General features: G+C 71.2%; 17 protein-coding genes. 10 read left to right on the forward strand and 7 right to left on the reverse strand.

All coding sequences use genetic code 11. The annotated features are described in order from the left end of the window. Positions 1-73: 73 nt before the first annotated feature. A complete protein-coding gene (locus HUN59_RS07400; RefSeq protein ID WP_058742742.1) occupies positions 74-844 on the reverse strand; it encodes a DeoR/GlpR family DNA-binding transcription regulator in 771 nt (256 codons plus the stop codon). Positions 845-1,093: 249 nt separating this feature from the next. On the opposite strand from HUN59_RS07400, the gene ptsP reads away from it, so the two are divergent. The 9 genes from ptsP (at position 1,094) to HUN59_RS07445 (ending at position 9,691) form a co-directional block, all read left to right on the forward strand. Beyond that, positions 1,094-2,749 (forward strand): phosphoenolpyruvate--protein phosphotransferase, encoded by a 1,656-nt coding sequence (gene ptsP, locus HUN59_RS07405; protein WP_174777977.1) that lies wholly within the window; start codon positions 1,094-1,096, stop codon positions 2,747-2,749. A gap of 74 nt (positions 2,750-2,823) precedes the next feature. Next, a complete protein-coding gene (locus HUN59_RS07410; RefSeq protein ID WP_174777978.1) occupies positions 2,824-4,377 on the forward strand; it encodes a PTS mannitol transporter subunit IICB in 1,554 nt (517 codons plus the stop codon). Between the two features lie 74 nt (positions 4,378-4,451). Next, positions 4,452-4,889 carry a PTS sugar transporter subunit IIA gene (locus tag HUN59_RS07415; RefSeq protein ID WP_022907882.1) on the forward strand — a complete coding sequence of 146 codons (438 nt, stop codon included), beginning with the start codon at positions 4,452-4,454 and terminating at the stop codon, positions 4,887-4,889. Beyond that, complete coding sequence (locus HUN59_RS07420; RefSeq protein WP_174777979.1) at positions 4,886-6,049, forward strand: mannitol-1-phosphate 5-dehydrogenase; 1,164 nt, start codon at positions 4,886-4,888, stop codon at positions 6,047-6,049. Before HUN59_RS07415 ends, HUN59_RS07420 begins: the two co-directional genes overlap by 4 nt. A gap of 287 nt (positions 6,050-6,336) precedes the next feature. Then, positions 6,337-7,269, forward strand: a complete 933-nt coding sequence (locus tag HUN59_RS07425; RefSeq protein ID WP_174777980.1) for an NADP-dependent oxidoreductase — start codon at positions 6,337-6,339, stop codon at positions 7,267-7,269. Positions 7,270-7,363: 94 nt separating this feature from the next. Then, positions 7,364-7,993: a DUF805 domain-containing protein gene (locus HUN59_RS07430; RefSeq protein ID WP_174777981.1), complete on the forward strand. Its 630-nt coding sequence runs from the start codon at positions 7,364-7,366 to the stop codon at positions 7,991-7,993. Positions 7,994-8,056: 63 nt separating this feature from the next. After that, positions 8,057-8,587, forward strand: a complete 531-nt coding sequence (locus HUN59_RS07435) for a DUF805 domain-containing protein (protein ID WP_174777982.1) — start codon at positions 8,057-8,059, stop codon at positions 8,585-8,587. Next, a complete protein-coding gene (locus tag HUN59_RS07440) occupies positions 8,584-9,318 on the forward strand; it encodes a DUF805 domain-containing protein (protein WP_174777983.1) in 735 nt (244 codons plus the stop codon). Before HUN59_RS07435 ends, HUN59_RS07440 begins: the two co-directional genes overlap by 4 nt. A gap of 94 nt (positions 9,319-9,412) precedes the next feature. Continuing rightward, positions 9,413-9,691, forward strand: coding sequence for a DUF4190 domain-containing protein (locus HUN59_RS07445; protein ID WP_058742736.1), 279 nt, complete (start codon positions 9,413-9,415; stop codon positions 9,689-9,691). 110 nt (positions 9,692-9,801) lie between these two features. Here HUN59_RS07445 and HUN59_RS07450 read toward each other — a convergent pair whose 3' ends face one another. The 6 genes from HUN59_RS07450 to HUN59_RS07475 form a co-directional block, all read right to left on the reverse strand. Further along, positions 9,802-10,446: a TNT domain-containing protein gene (locus HUN59_RS07450; protein WP_167510101.1), complete on the reverse strand. Its 645-nt coding sequence runs from the start codon at positions 10,444-10,446 to the stop codon at positions 9,802-9,804. Positions 10,447-10,516: 70 nt separating this feature from the next. After that, a complete protein-coding gene (locus HUN59_RS07455; RefSeq protein WP_058742734.1) occupies positions 10,517-11,290 on the reverse strand; it encodes a succinate dehydrogenase iron-sulfur subunit in 774 nt (257 codons plus the stop codon). Then, positions 11,290-13,098 carry a succinate dehydrogenase flavoprotein subunit gene (sdhA, locus tag HUN59_RS07460; protein WP_058742733.1) on the reverse strand — a complete coding sequence of 603 codons (1,809 nt, stop codon included), beginning with the start codon at positions 13,096-13,098 and terminating at the stop codon, positions 11,290-11,292. The genes HUN59_RS07455 and sdhA overlap by 1 nt, the downstream gene beginning before the upstream one ends. Positions 13,099-13,139: 41 nt before the next feature. Next, positions 13,140-13,586: a succinate dehydrogenase, hydrophobic membrane anchor protein gene (gene sdhD, locus HUN59_RS07465; protein WP_058742732.1), complete on the reverse strand. Its 447-nt coding sequence runs from the start codon at positions 13,584-13,586 to the stop codon at positions 13,140-13,142. Positions 13,587-13,607: 21 nt separating this feature from the next. Further along, a complete protein-coding gene (gene sdhC, locus HUN59_RS07470) occupies positions 13,608-14,057 on the reverse strand; it encodes a succinate dehydrogenase, cytochrome b556 subunit (RefSeq protein WP_083520082.1) in 450 nt (149 codons plus the stop codon). 77 nt (positions 14,058-14,134) lie between these two features. Continuing rightward, positions 14,135-15,373: a glycosyltransferase family 4 protein gene (locus HUN59_RS07475; protein ID WP_254630019.1), complete on the reverse strand. Its 1,239-nt coding sequence runs from the start codon at positions 15,371-15,373 to the stop codon at positions 14,135-14,137. Between the two features lie 187 nt (positions 15,374-15,560). Here HUN59_RS07475 and HUN59_RS07480 point away from each other — a divergent pair, with 187 nt between their 5' ends. After that, positions 15,561-16,676, forward strand: coding sequence for a mannose-1-phosphate guanylyltransferase (locus tag HUN59_RS07480; RefSeq protein WP_174777985.1), 1,116 nt, complete (start codon positions 15,561-15,563; stop codon positions 16,674-16,676). Positions 16,677-16,760 lie beyond the last annotated feature (84 nt).

The raw sequence follows: 16,760 nt of genomic DNA on the forward strand, positions 1-16,760 counted from the left end.
ATGTACTCCTGTCGACGGGGTGGTGGCGCTCATGGTAGCGAGCGCCGGGTGGGACGGTCCTGGCGGCCGGACGTCAGTCGCGGCCGGGCCAGAAGACCTCGGTGCCGGCCGCCTCGACCTCGCGGACGAGGTCGGCGTTGACGGCGGGATCGGTGATGATCGTGTCGATCGCGGCGAGCGGGGCGACGCGGCCGAACTCCTCGCGTCCGAACTTCGTGTGGTCGGCGAGCAGGATGCTCCGGCGCGCGGACTTGATCATCGCGCTCTTCACGGCGGCCTCGGCCATGTTGTGCGTGGTGAGGCCGCGCTCGGGCGTGATGCCGTTGATGCTGATGAAGGCGACGTCGACGCTCACCATGCCGATGAGCTGGTGCGTCCACGTCCCGACGCCGGCGAGCGAGTCGCTGCGGATGTTGCCGCCGAGCAGGTGCAGGTCGATGCCGGGGCGGTTCGCCACGGCCATCGCGACGGGGAGCGAGTGCGTGACGACGGTCAGCCCCCGGTCGGTCGGGAGCATCTCGGCGAGGCAGATCGTCGAGGTCCCGGCGTCGATCATCACCGAGCCGTTCTCGGGCAGTTCGCCGAGGGCCGCCTCGGCGATGACCATCTTCTCGGCCTGGTTGATGCCGCCGCGGTCACCGACCCCCGGGTGCAGGGTGATCCGCTCGACCGGGATGGCGCCACCGTGCGCACGACGGACGAGGCCACGCCGCTCGAGGCTCGTGAGGTCGCGCCGGATGGTCTCGGGCGTGACGGCGAGGAGCTCGGCGAGGTCCTTGACGTCGACCCGGCCGTGCGCCCGCGCCTGCTCGACGATGCGCTGGTGGCGCTCTGGTGCGTACATGGACCTCGTCGTCTCGGTCGATCGGCGTGCTCGGAACAGAACGGACACGACCGGGCACGATCTCGACGGATCAGCGCGGATCGGTTCGTCCGTCAGACGCAAACGGGCATCTGTTTCTGCATTTTTATCCCCGGATGTGTTTGTTTGTCAACGTGGATCGGGGTAGTGTGACGTCACGCCGCCGCGGTCGAGCCCTCGTTCGTCGCGCGGCAGCCCCAAGCACCTCCGCGTGAGATGAAGGAGTCTCGAATGACCGAACTGCTCGGCACCGGCGTCGGCCGTGGCGTCGCCCACGGCCCCGTGCTCCGCATGGCGGACCCGCTCGGCGAACCGTCGACCGCCCCGCTCGAGGGTTCTGCGGACGACGCGAAGCAGGCCGTGCACGACGCGCTCGCCGTGGTCGCGGAGGACCTGAACAAGCGCGGGCAGCTCGCCGGCGGCGACGCCCAGGCCGTGCTCGAGGCGCAGGCGCTCATGGCGCAGGACCCCACGCTCCTCGACGACGTGCACGCCCGCATCGACGGCGGCACGAACGCCGAGCGTGCGGTGTTCGAGGCGTTCGGCCAGTTCCGTGACCTGCTCGTCGGCATGGGCGGCTACATGGGGGAGCGTGCCGCCGACCTCGACGACGTGGCGCAGCGCATCGTCGCGAAGCTCCGCGGCGTCCCCGCCCCCGGTGTCCCCGAGTCGGACACCCCCTTCGTGCTCGTCGCCCGCGACCTCGCACCGGCGGACACCGCACTCCTCGACCTCGACAAGGTGCAGGCGCTCGTCACCCGTGACGGCGGCCCGACCTCGCACACCGCGATCCTCGCCCGCGCCAAGGGCATCACGGCCATCGTCGGCGTCACCGGGGCCGACGCCCTGGCCGACGGCACCGAGGTCGTCGTCGACGCCGCCGCCGGCACCGTCGTCACCGAGCCGTCGGACGAGCTCGTCGCCGACGTCGAGCGCCGCATCGCCGAGCGCGCCGCCGCGGCGTCCGCGCCGCTCACCGCCGGTGCGCTCGCCGACGGGCACACCGTCCCGCTCCTGGCGAACCTCGGCAGCCCCGCCGACGCGGCCGGTGCCGTTGCTCTCGGTGCGGAGGGCGTGGGGCTCTTCCGCACCGAGTTCCTCTTCCTCGACGCGCCGACGGCCCCGACCGTCGAGCAGCAGACGGCGTCCTACCGCCAGCTGCTCGAGGCGTTCCCGGGCAAGAAGGTCGTCGTCCGCGCGCTCGACGCCGGCGCCGACAAGCCCCTGCCGTTCCTCACCGACAAGGACGAGGAGAACCCGGCGCTCGGCCGTCGCGGCCTCCGCGCCCTCCGGAACCACGAGGAGGTGCTGCGCGATCAGCTCACGGCCCTCGCGCAGGCCGACGCGGCGACCGAGGCCGACCTCTGGGTGATGGCCCCGATGGTCGCCGACGCCGAGGAGACCGAGTACTTCGTCGACCTCGCCCGCGACCTCGGGATCCGCACCGCCGGGGTGATGGCCGAGGTGCCGTCGCTCGCCCTGATGGCGGAGCAGGTCCTGACGCACGCCGACTTCGTGTCGATCGGCACGAACGACCTGACCCAGTACACGATGGCCGCCGACCGCATGCTCGGCACCGTCGCGTCCTACCAGGACCCGTGGCACCCCGCCGTCCTGCGCCTCGTCGCGCAGCTCGGCCAGACCGGGCAGGCCGCCGGCAAGGCGGTCGGCATCTGCGGCGAGGCGGCGGCCGACCCGCTGCTCGCCGTCGTGCTCGTCGGCCTCGGCGCCACCACCCTCTCGATGACCCCCGCGGCCCTGGCCGACGTGCGCGCCGAACTCGGCAAGCACACGCTCGACCAGGCCCGCGAGATGGCGAAGGCGGCACTCGCCGCGAGCACCGCGGCGGCTGCCAAGTCCGCCGCGGCCGCAGCGCACGCCGCCTAGCCGCAGCACCACCGCAGCACAGCAGCACCCCACACCCTCCACCACTGCAGCACCCATCACAGAAAGCCAGGCACATGACAACGTCGTCCGTTGCAGCGCCCGACGCTCCCGCGAAGTCGCGGGGCGGCGCACGCGTCGCCGTGCAGAAGTTCGGCACCTTCCTCTCCGGCATGGTCATGCCCAACATCGCGATCTTCATCGCGTGGGGCCTCATCACCGCGTTCTTCATCCAGACCGGCTGGACGCCCGTCGGCGTCCTCGGCGGCTTCGGTGAGACGAACGGGGTGGCGAACATCGGTCTCGTCAGCCCGATCCTGACCTACCTGATCCCGCTCGCGATCGCCTTCCAGGGCGGCCGGATGATCTACGAGACCCGCGGCGCGGTCGTCGGCTCGATCATGGCGATGGGCGTCATCATCGGCGCCAACGGCACGATCATGATCCTCGGCGCGATGATCTGCGGCCCGCTCGGCGCGTACCTCATCAAGCAGATCGACAAGATCTGGGACGGCAAGATCAAGCCGGGCTTCGAGATGCTCGTGAACAACTACGCGGCCGGCATCCTCGGCTTCGCGCTCGCGCTCATCGGCTTCTTCTGGCTCGCGCCGCTGTTCAAGCTCATCGCAGAGGGCCTCGGCGCCGCGGTGAAGTTCCTCGTCGACAGCTCGCTCCTGCCGCTCGCCAGCGTCATCATCGAGCCCGCCAAGGTCTTCTTCCTCAACAACGCGATCAACCACGGTGTGCTCGACCAGCTCGGCGCGCAGCAGGTCCAGCAGTCCGGCAAGAGCATCCTGTTCCTGCTCGAGGCCAACCCCGGCCCCGGTCTCGGCATCCTGCTCGCCTTCACCTTCTTCGGTGTCGGCATCGCCCGCTCGACCGCTCCCGGCGCCATCCTGATCCAGTTCTTCGGTGGCATCCACGAGATCTACTTCCCGTACGTGCTGCAGAAGCCGGTCCTGTTCCTCGCGGTCATCCTCGGCGGCGCCACCGGTGTCGCGACGAACGTCGCCTTCCAGTCCGGCCTCGTCGCCCCGGCGTCGCCCGGTTCGATCATCGCGGTGCTCACGGCGACGGCGAAGGACAGCTACGTCGGCGTCATCCTGTCGGTCGTCCTCTCCGCGGCGGTCTCGTTCGCGGTGGCCTCGTTCTTCCTGCTCGCCAGCCGGAAGCGCGACCTCGCCAACGGCGGTGGCGACATGACCGCCGCGATGGCGAAGCTCCAGGCCAACAAGGGCCGCGACGTCAACGCCGCGACCTCGGGCCTGCTCGGCAACAACGCGCCGCGCACGGAGGAGGAGACCGAGGCCGCCTTCGGCGGCGTCGGCTCCGGCACCGCGACGGCGACCCGCGTCGAGAACGTCGTGTTCGCCTGCGACGCCGGCATGGGCTCGAGCGCGATGGGCGCCAGCGTCCTGCGGAACAAGGTGAAGAAGGCGGGCATCGAGGGCGTCACGGTCGTCAACAAGGCGATCGCGAACCTCGACGGCACCGAGGACCTCATCATCACGCAGGAGGAGCTGACGGACCGCGCCCGGCAGAAGAACCCGAACGCCCAGCACGTGTCGGTCGGCAACTTCATGAACGCGCCGCAGTACGACCAGGTCGTCGACCAGCTCAAGAACCAGTAACAGCGTGCAGTATCGGAGGGGGCGGGCTCAGGTCCGCCCCCTCGACCACGTCCTCGAACAGCAAGGAGAACCCCATGCCCGTCCTGCAGGAGAGCCAGATCCGCATCCACACGGAGGACACCGCTCCGACCAAGTCGGAGGCGATGAAGGAGGCCGCCGAGATCCTGGAGGCTGCAGGCGCGGTCACGGCGGACTACTACCCGGCGATGCTCGAGCGTGAGAAGAGCGTCTCGACGTACATGGGCAACTTCCTCGCGATCCCGCACGGCACCAACGACGCGAAGGACGCGATCAAGTCGTCCGCGCTGTCGTTCATCCGCTACGCCACCCCGATCGACTGGGACGGCAACCCCGTGCGCTTCGTCGTCGGCATCGCCGGCGTGAACAACGAGCACCTCGACATCCTCTCCAAGATCGCGATCGTGTTCTCCGACGAGGACGAGGTCCAGAAGCTCACCGACGCCCCGGACACCGCGGCGATCCTGTCGATCCTCGGCGAGGTCAACGAGTGACCTCCGGCACGCGCACCGCGGTCCACTTCGGCGCCGGCAACATCGGGCGTGGTTTCGTCGGGCTCCTGCTCCACGAGGCCGGCTACGAGGTCGTGTTCGCCGACGTCGCCGCCCCGCTGATCGACGCCCTCGCGGCCGCGGACTCCTACACCGTGCACGAGGTCGGCCAGGGCGCCCAGGACCACGAGGTCACCGGGTTCCGGGCCGTCAACAGCGCCCAGGACGAGGCCGGCGTCATCGCCGAGGTCGCCGCCGCCGACGTCGTCACCTGCGCCGTGGGCCCGACGGTCCTGAAGTTCATCGCCCCCGTGATCGCCGCGGCGCTCCGGCAGCGCGACGCCGACGCGGCGCCGCTGGCCGTGATGGCGTGCGAGAACGCGATCAACGCCACCGACCGGCTGCGCGAGTTCATCGTCGACGCGCTGCCTGCCGAGTCGCGCGACGAGGCGCTGGCGAAGGCCGTCTTCGCGAACACCGCCGTCGACCGCATCGTCCCCGCCCAGCCCGAGGGCGCCGGCCTCGACGTCACGGTGGAGACCTACTACGAATGGGCCATCGACCGCACCCCGTTCGGCGGCTCCGAGCCCGAGATCCCGGGCGCCCACTACGTCGACGGCCTCGCGGCGTCGATCGAGCGCAAGCTCTTCACGGTCAACACGGGGCACGCCACCGTCGCCTACCACGGCTTCCTCGCCGGGGCGGACAAGATCTCCGACGCGATCGCGATCCCCGCGGTGCGTTCCGAGCTCGAGTCGGTCCTCGCCGAGACGAGCGACCTGCTCGTGCGCCGCCACGAACTCGACCCCGAGGTGCACCGCTCCTACGTCGAGGCGATCATCGGCCGCTTCGAGAACCCGCACCTGCCCGACACGGTCACCCGGGTCGGCCGGCAGCCGCTCCGCAAGCTGTCCCGCGACGAGCGCTTCGTCTCGCCCGCGGCCGCCCTGGCCGAGGACGGCACCGAGCCGACCGCGCTGCTCGACGCGATGGGTGCGGCACTGCGCTTCGACATCGCGGACGACGAGCAGAGCGTCGAGCTGCAGGAGCTGCTCCGTTCCGACCGCGCGGACGCGGACGTCGCGACCGAGATCACCGGGCTCGACGCGCAGCACCCGCTGCACGCCGCGTTCACCGAGCGGGTGCGCGCAGCGCGCGCCTGAGACGCGACCCCGGGACGGACGGGACGCGCGGTGCCGGCTGGCACCGTCCTCCCTCGCAGGCTCGGTCGGCGCGCCCCGCGCAACGCTTCGCGTTGCCCGGGAGCGGGGCGCGCCCGTCCGTGGTGGGTCCGGCCCGCCACCCGGGGCGAGCCGCTGCGCTCTCCGCGAGACGCCCCTTCGCCCGCGCGACGCCGCGTCGCCCGCGAGACGCCGCCGGATCCGGCGGTGTCTCGGCGACGGGGCGGTGTCTCGGTGGCGTCCGGGCGTCCCGGCGTAGCGTCAACGCCATGACGAAGCACTGGGTCGCCCCGCGGTTCGGCGGCAGCGAGGTCCTCGAGTACGTCGACACCGAGGTCCGCGCCCCCGGCCCGGGCGAGGTCACGATCGACGTCCGCGCGGCCGGCATGAACCCCGCCGACACGAAGCACACCCGGCAGGGCGACCCGTCCGACCTGCCGATCCCGATCGGGTACGAGGTCGCCGGGATCATCAGCGCCCTCGGCCCGGACACCACGATCGTCTCGGGTGGGGGATCCGTCGGCGACGCGGTCCTGGCCTTCCGCGTCTCGGGTGGCTGGGCGGAACGGATCACGGTGCCCGCCGCCCACGTCTTCGCCAAGCCCACGTCCCTCGGGTTCCCCGAGGCGGCGAACCTGCTCCTGGCCGGCACGACCGCGGCCGACATGCTCCGCGTCACGCGCGCCGAGGGGTCGGACACCGTGGTCGTCCACGGTGCCTCCGGCGCCGTCGGGGTGAGCCTGCTCCAGCAGCTGCGGCTGCTCGGGGCGCGGGTCATCGGCACGGCCTCCGAGCGCAACGCCGACACCGTCCGCCGCTTCGGTGGCGAGTGGGTCACGTACGGCGACGGCCTGGAGGCGCGCATCCGTGCCCTCGCTCCGTCCGGTGTCGACGTGGCACTGGACTGCGTCGGGAGCGACGAGGCCGTGGACGTCTCGCTCGCGGTGGTCGCGGACCGGAGCCGGATCGTCACGATCGCCGCCTTCGGTCGCGCGGAGGCGGACGGCATCCAGGCCGTCGGCGGCGCGCAGCCCGAGAGCAAGGCGTTCCGGGACTCCGTGCGGCAGCGGCTCGTCGACCTGGCCGCGGACGGACGGCTGGTCGTGCCCGTCGCGCGGACGTTCCCGCTCGCCGACGCGCGGGACGCCGCCGAGGTGCTCGAGTCGCAGCACCCCGGCGGCAAGCTCGCGCTGGTGCCCTGACGCCGGTCGGTCGCCGCGGATCCGCCTGCAGGGGGACGTGGGGTGGTCCGGTGGGCTGCCAGACTCGGAGGGCACCGCGATCCGGGAGGACCCCATGAGCAACCAGGACCCCTACGGTCAGCAGCCACCGTACGGCCAGCAGCCATCGTACGGGCAGCAGCCGTCGTACGGCCAGCAGCCGTCGTACGGGCAGCAGCCGTCGTACGGGCAGCAGCCGCCGTACTCGCAGCCCCAGTACGGACAGCAGCCGCCGTACTCGCAGCCGCCGTACTCGCAGCCGCAGCACGGCCAGCGGCCGCCCGCGCCCGGTCGGGGGCAGGCCCCGCCGCTGTGGGCGCCGTGGTACGGCATCCCGTTCCACGAGGCGTTCACCCGCTTCTGGAAGAAGTACGTCCGGTTCGACGGCCGTGCAAGCCGCAGCGAGTTCTGGTTCTGGGCGCTCTGGTACGCGATCGGATCGGTGGTGGCGGGCATCCTCGGCGGCCTGCTCGACGGGCTGCCCTTCGTCTCGAACGCGGACGACGGCATCACGACGCTCTGGTCGCTGGCGTGCGCGATCGGCTTCGTCGCGCTGACCATGCGGCGCCTGCACGACGTGAACCTGTCCGGGTACTTCGCCCTCTTCTTCATCATCCCGCCGATCGGCGTGCTCTTCGCCCTGATCGTCGGACTGATCGGCACCGATCCCCAGGGGCAGCGGTTCGACCGACCCGATCAGGTGTGACATGCAGGCCGGTCGTTCTGGTTTGATCGTGGGGAACGCAGGACCGACCACGAGGGGGACACCGTGACACAGCAGCAACCAGGAGCGCCGTACCGTTCCGCGACCGAGCCGGCGTACGGCGGCCCAGCGGGTGAGCCGCCCATCTGGGCGCCCCGGTACGGAGCGTTGTTCGGGCAGGCGGTCGGACGCTTCTTCCGCAAGTACGCGACCTTCAGCGGTCGTGCGAGCCGCAGCGAGTTCTGGTGGGCGTACCTGGTGGTCGCCGGGGTGTCGTTCATCCTGGTGGCGGTCGCGATCGCCTACCGGGTCGCGACGGTCGAGTACCGGACCTACGACCTCGGCGGCGGCCAGGTCTACCAGGCGACGACCCCGCCGGGGCCGGTGTTCTGGTTCCTCCTGGCCCTGCCCGCGCTGTGGTGGCTCGCGACCATCGTGCCGACCCTTGCCCTCGGGTGGCGGCGTCTGCACGACGCGAACCTGCCCGGCGCGCTGTACCTGATCGCGGTGTTCGTGGGGATCGTGGGGATCGTCTTCGGTCTCCTGCCGTCGAACCCCGAGGGCGCCCGACACGACCGACCGGAGGCAGGACGATGACGAACGACCAGATTCCGCAGTGGGACAAGCCGGACCAGCCCGGCGACCAGCAGCCGCAGTACGGGCAGCCGCAGCCGTACGGGCAGCAGCCCCAGTACGCGCAGCCGCAGCAGCCGTACGGGCAGCCCCAGCAGCACGGGCAGCCGCAGCAGCCGTACGGGCAGCAGCCCCAGTACGGGCAGCAGCCCCAGTACGGGCAGCCCCAGGCCGGCCAGCCCTACCCGCAGTACGTCCCCGCCGGCCCGATCCCGCGGGACGCGAGCGGCGCCCCGCCCCTCTGGGCGCCCTGGTACGGCATCGGGTTCCTCGACGCCTTCACCCGGTTCTGGAAGAAGTACGCGCGGTTCGACGGTCGCGCCAGCCGCAGCGAGTTCTGGTACTGGTTCCTCGCGAACGCGATCATCTCGACGATCCTGTTCGGCGGCTACATCGCCGGCATGATCGCCTGGGCGGCGTCGTCCACGACGGTCGACGAGTACGGGCAGTCCTCGTCGAACGGCTCGATCCCGGTCGTCGGCATCCTGTTCCTGGTTCTGTACTTCGTGTGGTGGGCGGCGACCATCGTGCCGACCTTCGCGCTCGGGTGGCGCCGGGTGCACGACGCGAACCTCGCCGGACCCTTCTGGCTCATCTCGCTCGTGACCGGCATCGCGGCGATCGTGTTCGGTGCGCTCGAGTCGAACCCTGCGGGCGCGCAGTACGACCGCCCGGACGGCCAGCCGAAGGCCTGACGTCGCGCCGCGGACGGGACGCCCTGCCGCCGGTACATTGGTGCCGACCAGCCGCCCGGTCTGGTCCTGCAGCACTCTTCCCGAGGGGGACCCCATGACCACCGCCCAGCCGTACAAGCCCGCAGCGCCGGCATCCGACCGCTTCAGCGTCCTCGCGATCGTCGGGTTCGTCCTGGCCTTCGTCGTGAACATCGCCGGGCTCGTCGTGAGCATCATCGCGCTCGTCCAGCTCAAGCGTACCGGTGAGCGCGGTCGTGGACTCGCGCTGGCCGGCGTGATCATCAGCGCCCTGTCGATCGTGCTCAGCATCGTGTCGATGATCGTCGTGTTCTCCGCAGCGGCGAACATGCAGGGCACCACCGGCGGCTACTGAGCCGACACCCGCGCGACGGGCGGCTCCTGCGCCGACATCCGCACCACGACGAAGCGGCCCACCCCGTCAGGGGTGGGCCGCTTGGTCGTGCTCGAGCCGGGCGCCGCTGGTCAGACCACGCGGAGCCGGACGAGCGAGCCGTCGACGACGAGGTCGCGGATCGTGACCGACGGGTCCGCGGTCCGGAAGCGCAGCGCACCGCCGGGTTGGTCGAACCAGGGCTGCACGAACGAGACCTCGACCAGGAACGGCCGATCGACGACGTACCGGTGCACCTCGGGCGCCGCCGCGACGTGGGGCGGCAGGGAACGCTGGGGGAGCGGGGTGTCGAGCGGGTGCAGCAGGTACCCGTCCGGACCGCCGACGCGGTCGACGGGCACGCCCGCGGGGATCTGGATGCGCAGGCCCTGGTCGCCGGCCTGGGCAACCTGCTGCGCGAGCTGCGGGTACGTCGAGGCGGCACGGTCGCGGAGCCCGTCGAGCTCGTGGCGGGGGATGTCCCGCGGCGCCGGGAACGCGCGGTTCAGGAAACGCCGCAGCATCTCGACCGCATCGGCCTCGCCACGGGCGGTCGCGAGCCGACGCGCGGTGCCGTAGTCGACGACCTCGAGTGCGAAGTCGTCCGGCTGGTCTGCCGGCACGATGCGGAGCGCGCCCTCCACCGGCGGCTCGTGCAGTTGCTCTCCGGGGAGCTGCACGTACCGGACGGTGTAGCCGAGCTGGTCGAGGATGGGGCGGGTCTCCGCGAACGTCATGGCCGCGAGCCTACCGGGCGCCGACATGCCGTTCGCCGAGACCCCGCTGGGTGCTCGGTGAGCACCGACCTCACGCGCCGCCGCGCATGATCGCCTGCTTGACCTCGGAGATGGCCTTCGTCACCTGGATCCCGCGCGGGCAGGCCTCGGAGCAGTTGAAGGTCGTGCGGCAGCGCCAGACGCCCTCCTTGTCGTTGAGGATGTCGAGCCGCACGTTCGCGGCGTCGTCGCGGGAGTCGAAGATGAAGCGGTGGGCGTTCACGATGGCCGCCGGACCGAAGTACTGGCCGTCGGTCCAGAACACCGGGCAGGACGACGTGCACGCGGCGCAGAGGATGCACTTCGTGGTGTCGTCGAAGCGGGCGCGGTCCGCGACGGACTGCACGCGCTCCTTGCCCTTCTCCGGCTTGCTCGACGCCTGCAGGAACGGCTGGACCTCGCGGAAGGACTGGAAGAAGGGCTCCATGTCGACGACGAGGTCCTTCTCGAGCGGCAGGCCCTTGATCGCCTCGACGTAGATCGGCTTCGACACGTCGAGGTCCTTGATGAGCGTCTTGCACGCCAGACGGTTGCGCCCGTTGATCCGCATCGCGTCGGACCCGCACACGCCGTGCGCGCAGGAGCGGCGGAAGGTCAGCGATCCGTCCTGCTCCCACTTGATCTTGTGCAGGGCGTCGAGGATGCGGTCGGTCGGCAGCATCATGACGTCGAAGTCCTGCCAGCGCGGCTCGTCGTCGACCTCGGGGTCGAAGCGCCGGACGATCACCGTCACGGGAAACGATCCGGGAGGGGCGTCCTGCACGGTGTCGGTGCGGGGGGCGTCGGAGACCAGGGTGTCGGTCATCAGTACTTCCTCTCCATCGGCTCGTAGCGCGTCACCACGACGGGCTTCCAGTCGAGCGTGATGTGGTCGTCGGCGAGTGACGAGTGCGGGTCGCCCGTCAGGTACGCCATGGTGTGCTGCATGTAGTTCTCGTCGTCGCGCTTCGGGTAGTCGTCGCGCATGTGTCCGCCGCGGCTCTCCTTGCGGTTGCGCGCGGAGTAGACGACGACCTCGGCCAGGTCGAGCAGGAAGCCGAGCTCGACCGCCTCGAGCAGGTCGGTGTTGAACCGCTTGCCCTTGTCCTGCACGGCGACGTTGCGGAACCGGTCGCGCAGCTCGTGGATGGTCTCGGTCATCTTGCCGAGCGACTCGTCGGTGCGGAACACCTGCGCGTTCTTGTCCATCTCGTCCTGCAGCTCCTTGCGCAGCACGGCGATGCGCTCGGTGCCGGTGGATGAGCGCAGCTGCGCGAGCATGTCGCGGATCCCGGCGGCCGGGTCCTCCGGCAGGGGGAGGAACTCCGCGGTCTGGACGTACTCGGCCGCGTTGTTGCCGGAGCGCTTGCCGAACACGTTGATGTCGAGCAGCGAGTTCGTGCCGAGGCGGTTCGAGCCGTGCACGGACACGCACGCGCACTCGCCGGCGGCGTACAGACCGGGGACGACGGTGGTGTTGTCGTACAGGACCTCGGCCTTGACGTTCGTCGGGATGCCGCCCATCGCGTAGTGCGCGGTCGGCATGACCGGCACCGGCTCGACGACCGGGTCGACGCCGAGGTAGGTGCGCGCGAACTCGGTGATGTCCGGCAGCTTCGTCTCGAGGACCTCGGCACCGAGGTGCGTGCAGTCGAGCAGGACGTAGTCCTTGTTCGGGCCGGCACCGCGGCCCTCGGCGACCTCCTGCACCATGCACCGGGCGACGATGTCGCGGGGGGCGAGGTCCTTGATCGTCGGGGCGTAGCGCTCCATGAAGCGTTCGCCGGAGGCGTTGCGGAGGATCGCCCCCTCGCCGCGGGCGCCCTCGGTGAGCAGGATGCCGAGGCCGGCGAGGCCGGTCGGGTGGAACTGGAAGAACTCCATGTCCTCGAGCGGCAGGCCGGTGCGCCAGACGATGCCGACGCCGTCGCCGGTCAGGGTGTGGGCGTTCGAGGTGGTCTTGAACATCTTGCCGAAGCCACCGGTCGCGAAGATCACGGCCTTGGCGTGGAAGACGTGCAGGTCACCCGTGGCGAGCTCGTACGCGACGACGCCCGCCGGCTGCTTGCGCGTGACGCCGTCGTCGCCCGTGACGTCCACCATGACGAGGTCGAGCGCGTAGAACTCGTTGTGGAACTCGACGCCGAGCTTCACGCAGTTCTGGAACAGCGTCTGCAGGATCATGTGGCCCGTGCGGTCCGCGGCGTAGCAGGCCCGGCGGACCGGGGCCTTGCCGTGGTCGCGGGTGTGGCCGCCGAAGCGACGCTGGTCGATCTTGCCCTCCGGGGTGCGGTTGAAGGGCAGGCCCATGTTCTCGAGGTCGATGACCGCGTCGATGGCCTCCTTCGCCAGGATCTCGGCGGCGTCCTGGTCGACCAGGTAGTCGCCGCCCTTGATCGTGTCGAAGGTGTGCCACTCCCACGAGTCCTCTTCGACGTTCGCGAGTGCGGCGGCCATGCCGCCCTGCGCCGCGCCCGTGTGGGAGCGGGTCGGGTAGAGCTTCGAGATGACGGCGGTCTTGGCCTTCGGGCCGGCCTCGATCGCGGCGCGCATCCCGGCGCCGCCCGCGCCGATGATGACGATGTCGTGCTGGTGGTGGTGGACCGTGGTCTCGGTCGGGGTGTTCGCAGGCACAGGGGTCTTTCGTTCGGAGGAGGAGCGGTCGTCGGGGATCGTCAGCGCGCCGGGCAGAACGACGGCAGGTCCGCAGCGGCGGCGCCGGCGGGGCACGGGTCGAACGTCCAGCAGACGAGCAGCCCGAGCACGACGAGTGCGACGCAGGCGATGAGCACGGCGAGCAGCAGGGTCTTCCGGATCCCGGGCTTCGCGACGTAGTCGTTGATGATCGTGCGCATGCCGTTGGAGCCGTGCACCAGGGCGAGGACCAGCATGAGCGAGTCCCACACCTGCCAGAACGGGTTGGCCCACTTGCCGGCGACGAAGGCGAAGTCGATCTGCTTGACGCCTTCACCCGCGACCATGTTGACGAAGAGGTGGCCGAAGATGAGCACGACGAGCAGGACGCCCGAGGCGCGCATGTAGATCCACCCCCACTTCTCCCAGTTGGTGGTGCGGCGTGCGGCGCTGGCCGAGCGAGGCGGCTCGACGGTCTGTGTGGTCATGGTCGTCTCCCGTCCCTTCGCCTACTGGAAGTCCGCGACGAGGTTCATGAGCTGGCGCGGGAGGAAGCCCGCGATGAGGACTGCCCACACGACGATCACGATCCAGAACATGGCGCGCTGGTACTTCGGGCCCTTCGACCAGAAGTCCACCAGGATGATGCGCAGGCCGTTCAGGGCGTGGAAGACGATCGCCATCACGAGAGCGATCTCACCGAGGTTCATGATCGGCGTCTTGTAGGTCCCGATGACGGCGTTGTAGGCCTCGGGCGAGAGCCGCACGAGGGCCGTGTCGAGGATGTGCACCAGCAGGAAGAAGTAGATCGCGACGCCGGTGATCCGGTGCAGCACCCACGACCACATCCCCGTGGACCCGCGGTACAGCGTCCCCTCGAGCTTCCGGGACGCGCGCGGCGCATCGATCGTCACGCGCGGTTCGACCACCGTCGTCCCGCCTGCGGTCTGCTCGGCCATGAGCAAGTCCTCCCATAGGACGGGCTCGCCGATCGGCGAGCCCTTGCCGTTCGTGTTCGTGTGGAACACGACCCATCCTATGCGCCCGCGCTGACCTTCTCGTCCCGACCGGCCCGCGCGGTGCGCGTCAGGGCAGGCGGCGCGCCGATCGTCCGCGCCGTGTCGTGGTGCGCGAGGAGCTGGTCGCCGATGGCCTCCCACGTGGTGCCCTCGACGCGGAGCCGCCCGGCCGAGCCCATCCGCGCCGCGGCGTCCGGGTCGCCGACGAGCCCGAGCACCGCCCGGCGCAGTGCCTGCGGGACGTCCGGGTCGTACAGCTCGCCGTCGAGGCCCGGCGCGACGAGGTCGAGCGGACCGCCGGCGGCCGGTGCCACCACGGGCAGCCCGGTCGCGTGCGCCTCCTGCAGGGTCTGGCCGAAGGTCTCCGCGGGACCCGTGTGCACGAAGACGTCGAGCATCGCGTACGCGTCGGCCAGCGCGTCGCCCCGCAGCGGACCGGTGAACGTGACGTCGAGGTGCCGGAGCCGACGCTCCAGGTACGCGCGGGACGGGCCGCCCCCGGCGACGACGACCCGGATCCCGGGGAGGCCGCCGAGCTCGGCGAGTCGCTCGACCTCCTTCTCGGGCGCGAGCCGCCCGACGTAGCCGACGATCGTCTCGCCGTCCGGCGCGATCCGCCGACGCGCGGCACGCACCGACGCGCTGTGCCGACGGTCCGGGTGGAAGAGCGTCGTGTCGACGCCCCGCCCCCACCGCGTCACCCGCGGGACGCCGTCCTCGGCGAGCATCGCGGCGGTCGCGCTCGACGGCGCGAGCGTCAGCGACGCGCCGGCGTGGATGCGCCCGAGGATCTTCCGTACCAGCGGGACGGTCGCGGTCAGGCCGTTGCGGCGTGCGAACCCGGCCACGTCGGTCTGGAAGACGGCGACGGAGGGGATGCCGAGCCTCCCGGCCGCCGTGATGGCGCGTCCACCCAACAGGAACGGACTGGCGGCGTGGAGCACGTCGGCGCCGGAGGCGGCGAGGATCGTGTCGAGCACCGGGTGGGGGAGGGCGACGGGGAACTGGCGGTACGCCACCGCCGGGACGCGGTGGACGTCGAAGGAGCGGTAGCGCTCCACCTGCGTCTTCGAGCGGAACTGCGCGAGTCCGGGGGTGTCCGGGGCGATCACGACCGCGCGGTGCCCGCGGCGCTCCAGGTGGTCGAGGACCGCCAGGACGCTGGTGGTGACGCCGTTGAGGGTGGGCAGGAAGCTCTCGGTCACGACGGCCACGGTCCGTTGGGACGTGCCGCGCTCCACGCTGCGTGCGCTCATGGTGCGGCCCATGCTCCACGGGCGGCGTGACCGGGTGGTGCGGTCCGCGTGAACGCCCGGCAGGCAGGTGGTGAACACCCGGACGGGAGGATCGGGGCCCGGTCTGGTGCGCGGCGCGCGCTGGTGCGTCCGGGCACCCTGCGGGCGGCGTCCAGGTCGCGTCCGGTGGGACCGGTACGGTGAGCGCGTGGCAGACGCACTCGAGGACTTCTACGCGATCATCCCGGCGGGCGGCATCGGATCCCGGCTGTGGCCGCTGTCGCGCGCCGACGCGCCGAAGTTCCTGCACGACCTGACCGGCTCCGGCACCTCGCTGCTGCGGCAGACCTGGGACCGGCTCGCGCCGCTCGCCGGCGACCAGCGGATCATGGTCGTCACCGGCCGCGCGCACCGGGCGGCGGTCGAGGCGCAGCTGCCCGGCGTCGCGGACCACAACGTCGTGCTCGAGAGCGAGCCGAAGGACAGCACCGCGGCGATCGGCCTCGCCGCGGCGATCCTGCACCGCCGCGAACCGGACGTCGTCGTCGGGTCCTTCGCAGCGGACCACGTCATCGGCGACGAGCGCGGGTTCCGCCGCTCCGTCCGCGAGGCCGTCGTGGCCGCGCGCGCCGGGTACGTGACCACGATCGGCATCACCCCGACCGAGCCCGCCATCGGGTTCGGCTACATCCACGCGCACGGCGAGCCGATCGGCATCGAGGGTGCGCCGACCGCGCACGCGGTGCGCTCGTTCGTCGAGAAGCCCGACCTCGACACCGCCCGCTCCTACGTGGAGCAGGGGACCTACCTGTGGAACGCCGGGATGTTCATCGCGCGCGCCGACGTCCTGCTCGCCGAGATCGGACGGACCAAGCCCGAGCTGCTCGCCGGCATCGAAGAACTCGCCGCGGCGTGGGACACCTCGTCGCGCGGGGCGGTCGTCGACGCGGTGTGGCCCGAGCTCGAGAAGATCGCGATCGACTACACGGTCGCCGAGCCCGCGGCGGCAGCCGGCCGGATGGCGGTCGTGCCCGGGGACTTCGACTGGGACGACGTCGGCGACTTCGCGTCGCTCGCGAAGCTGCAGTCCGGCGGTCGGGCGAACAACCTCGCGGTGCTCGGGGACGGCGCGCGCATCCTCGCGGACTCCTCGAGCGGCATCGTCGTCTCGCACAGCCAGCGGCTCATCTCGCTGATCGGCGTCGAGGACATCGTGGTCGTCGACACCCCGGACGCGCTGCTCGTCACGACGAGCGCGAACGCGCAGCGGGTCAAGGGCGTCGTCGACGCGCTGAAGATCAGCGGCCGGGGCGACGTGCTCTGAGGCGTCGCTGACCTGGTGTACGGTGATGTTCCGGTCGCGGGGGCCGGGACGACTCGGGGGAGTGCTGATGGGGGACATCCGGTT

This window comes from Curtobacterium sp. Csp2 (genome assembly GCF_013347165.1).

What these genes read in the sequence shown, in the direction of transcription:
- HUN59_RS07455 (WP_058742734.1), bottom strand. Translation starts at nt 11,290, where the DNA reads ATGACCGACACCCTGGTCTCCGACGCCCCCCGCACCGACACCGTGCAG.
- HUN59_RS07445 (WP_058742736.1), top strand. Translation starts at nt 9,413, where the DNA reads ATGACCACCGCCCAGCCGTACAAGCCCGCAGCGCCGGCATCCGACCGC.
- HUN59_RS07410 (WP_174777978.1), top strand. Translation starts at nt 2,824, where the DNA reads ATGACAACGTCGTCCGTTGCAGCGCCCGACGCTCCCGCGAAGTCGCGG.
- ptsP (WP_174777977.1), top strand. Translation starts at nt 1,094, where the DNA reads ATGACCGAACTGCTCGGCACCGGCGTCGGCCGTGGCGTCGCCCACGGC.
- HUN59_RS07415 (WP_022907882.1), top strand. Translation starts at nt 4,452, where the DNA reads ATGCCCGTCCTGCAGGAGAGCCAGATCCGCATCCACACGGAGGACACC.
- HUN59_RS07440 (WP_174777983.1), top strand. Translation starts at nt 8,584, where the DNA reads ATGACGAACGACCAGATTCCGCAGTGGGACAAGCCGGACCAGCCCGGC.
- HUN59_RS07475 (WP_254630019.1), bottom strand. Translation starts at nt 15,373, where the DNA reads ATGAGCGCACGCAGCGTGGAGCGCGGCACGTCCCAACGGACCGTGGCC.
- HUN59_RS07450 (WP_167510101.1), bottom strand. Translation starts at nt 10,446, where the DNA reads ATGACGTTCGCGGAGACCCGCCCCATCCTCGACCAGCTCGGCTACACC.
- sdhC (WP_083520082.1), bottom strand. Translation starts at nt 14,057, where the DNA reads ATGGCCGAGCAGACCGCAGGCGGGACGACGGTGGTCGAACCGCGCGTG.
- sdhD (WP_058742732.1), bottom strand. Translation starts at nt 13,586, where the DNA reads ATGACCACACAGACCGTCGAGCCGCCTCGCTCGGCCAGCGCCGCACGC.
- HUN59_RS07400 (WP_058742742.1), bottom strand. Translation starts at nt 844, where the DNA reads ATGTACGCACCAGAGCGCCACCAGCGCATCGTCGAGCAGGCGCGGGCG.
- HUN59_RS07425 (WP_174777980.1), top strand. Translation starts at nt 6,337, where the DNA reads ATGACGAAGCACTGGGTCGCCCCGCGGTTCGGCGGCAGCGAGGTCCTC.
- HUN59_RS07430 (WP_174777981.1), top strand. Translation starts at nt 7,364, where the DNA reads ATGAGCAACCAGGACCCCTACGGTCAGCAGCCACCGTACGGCCAGCAG.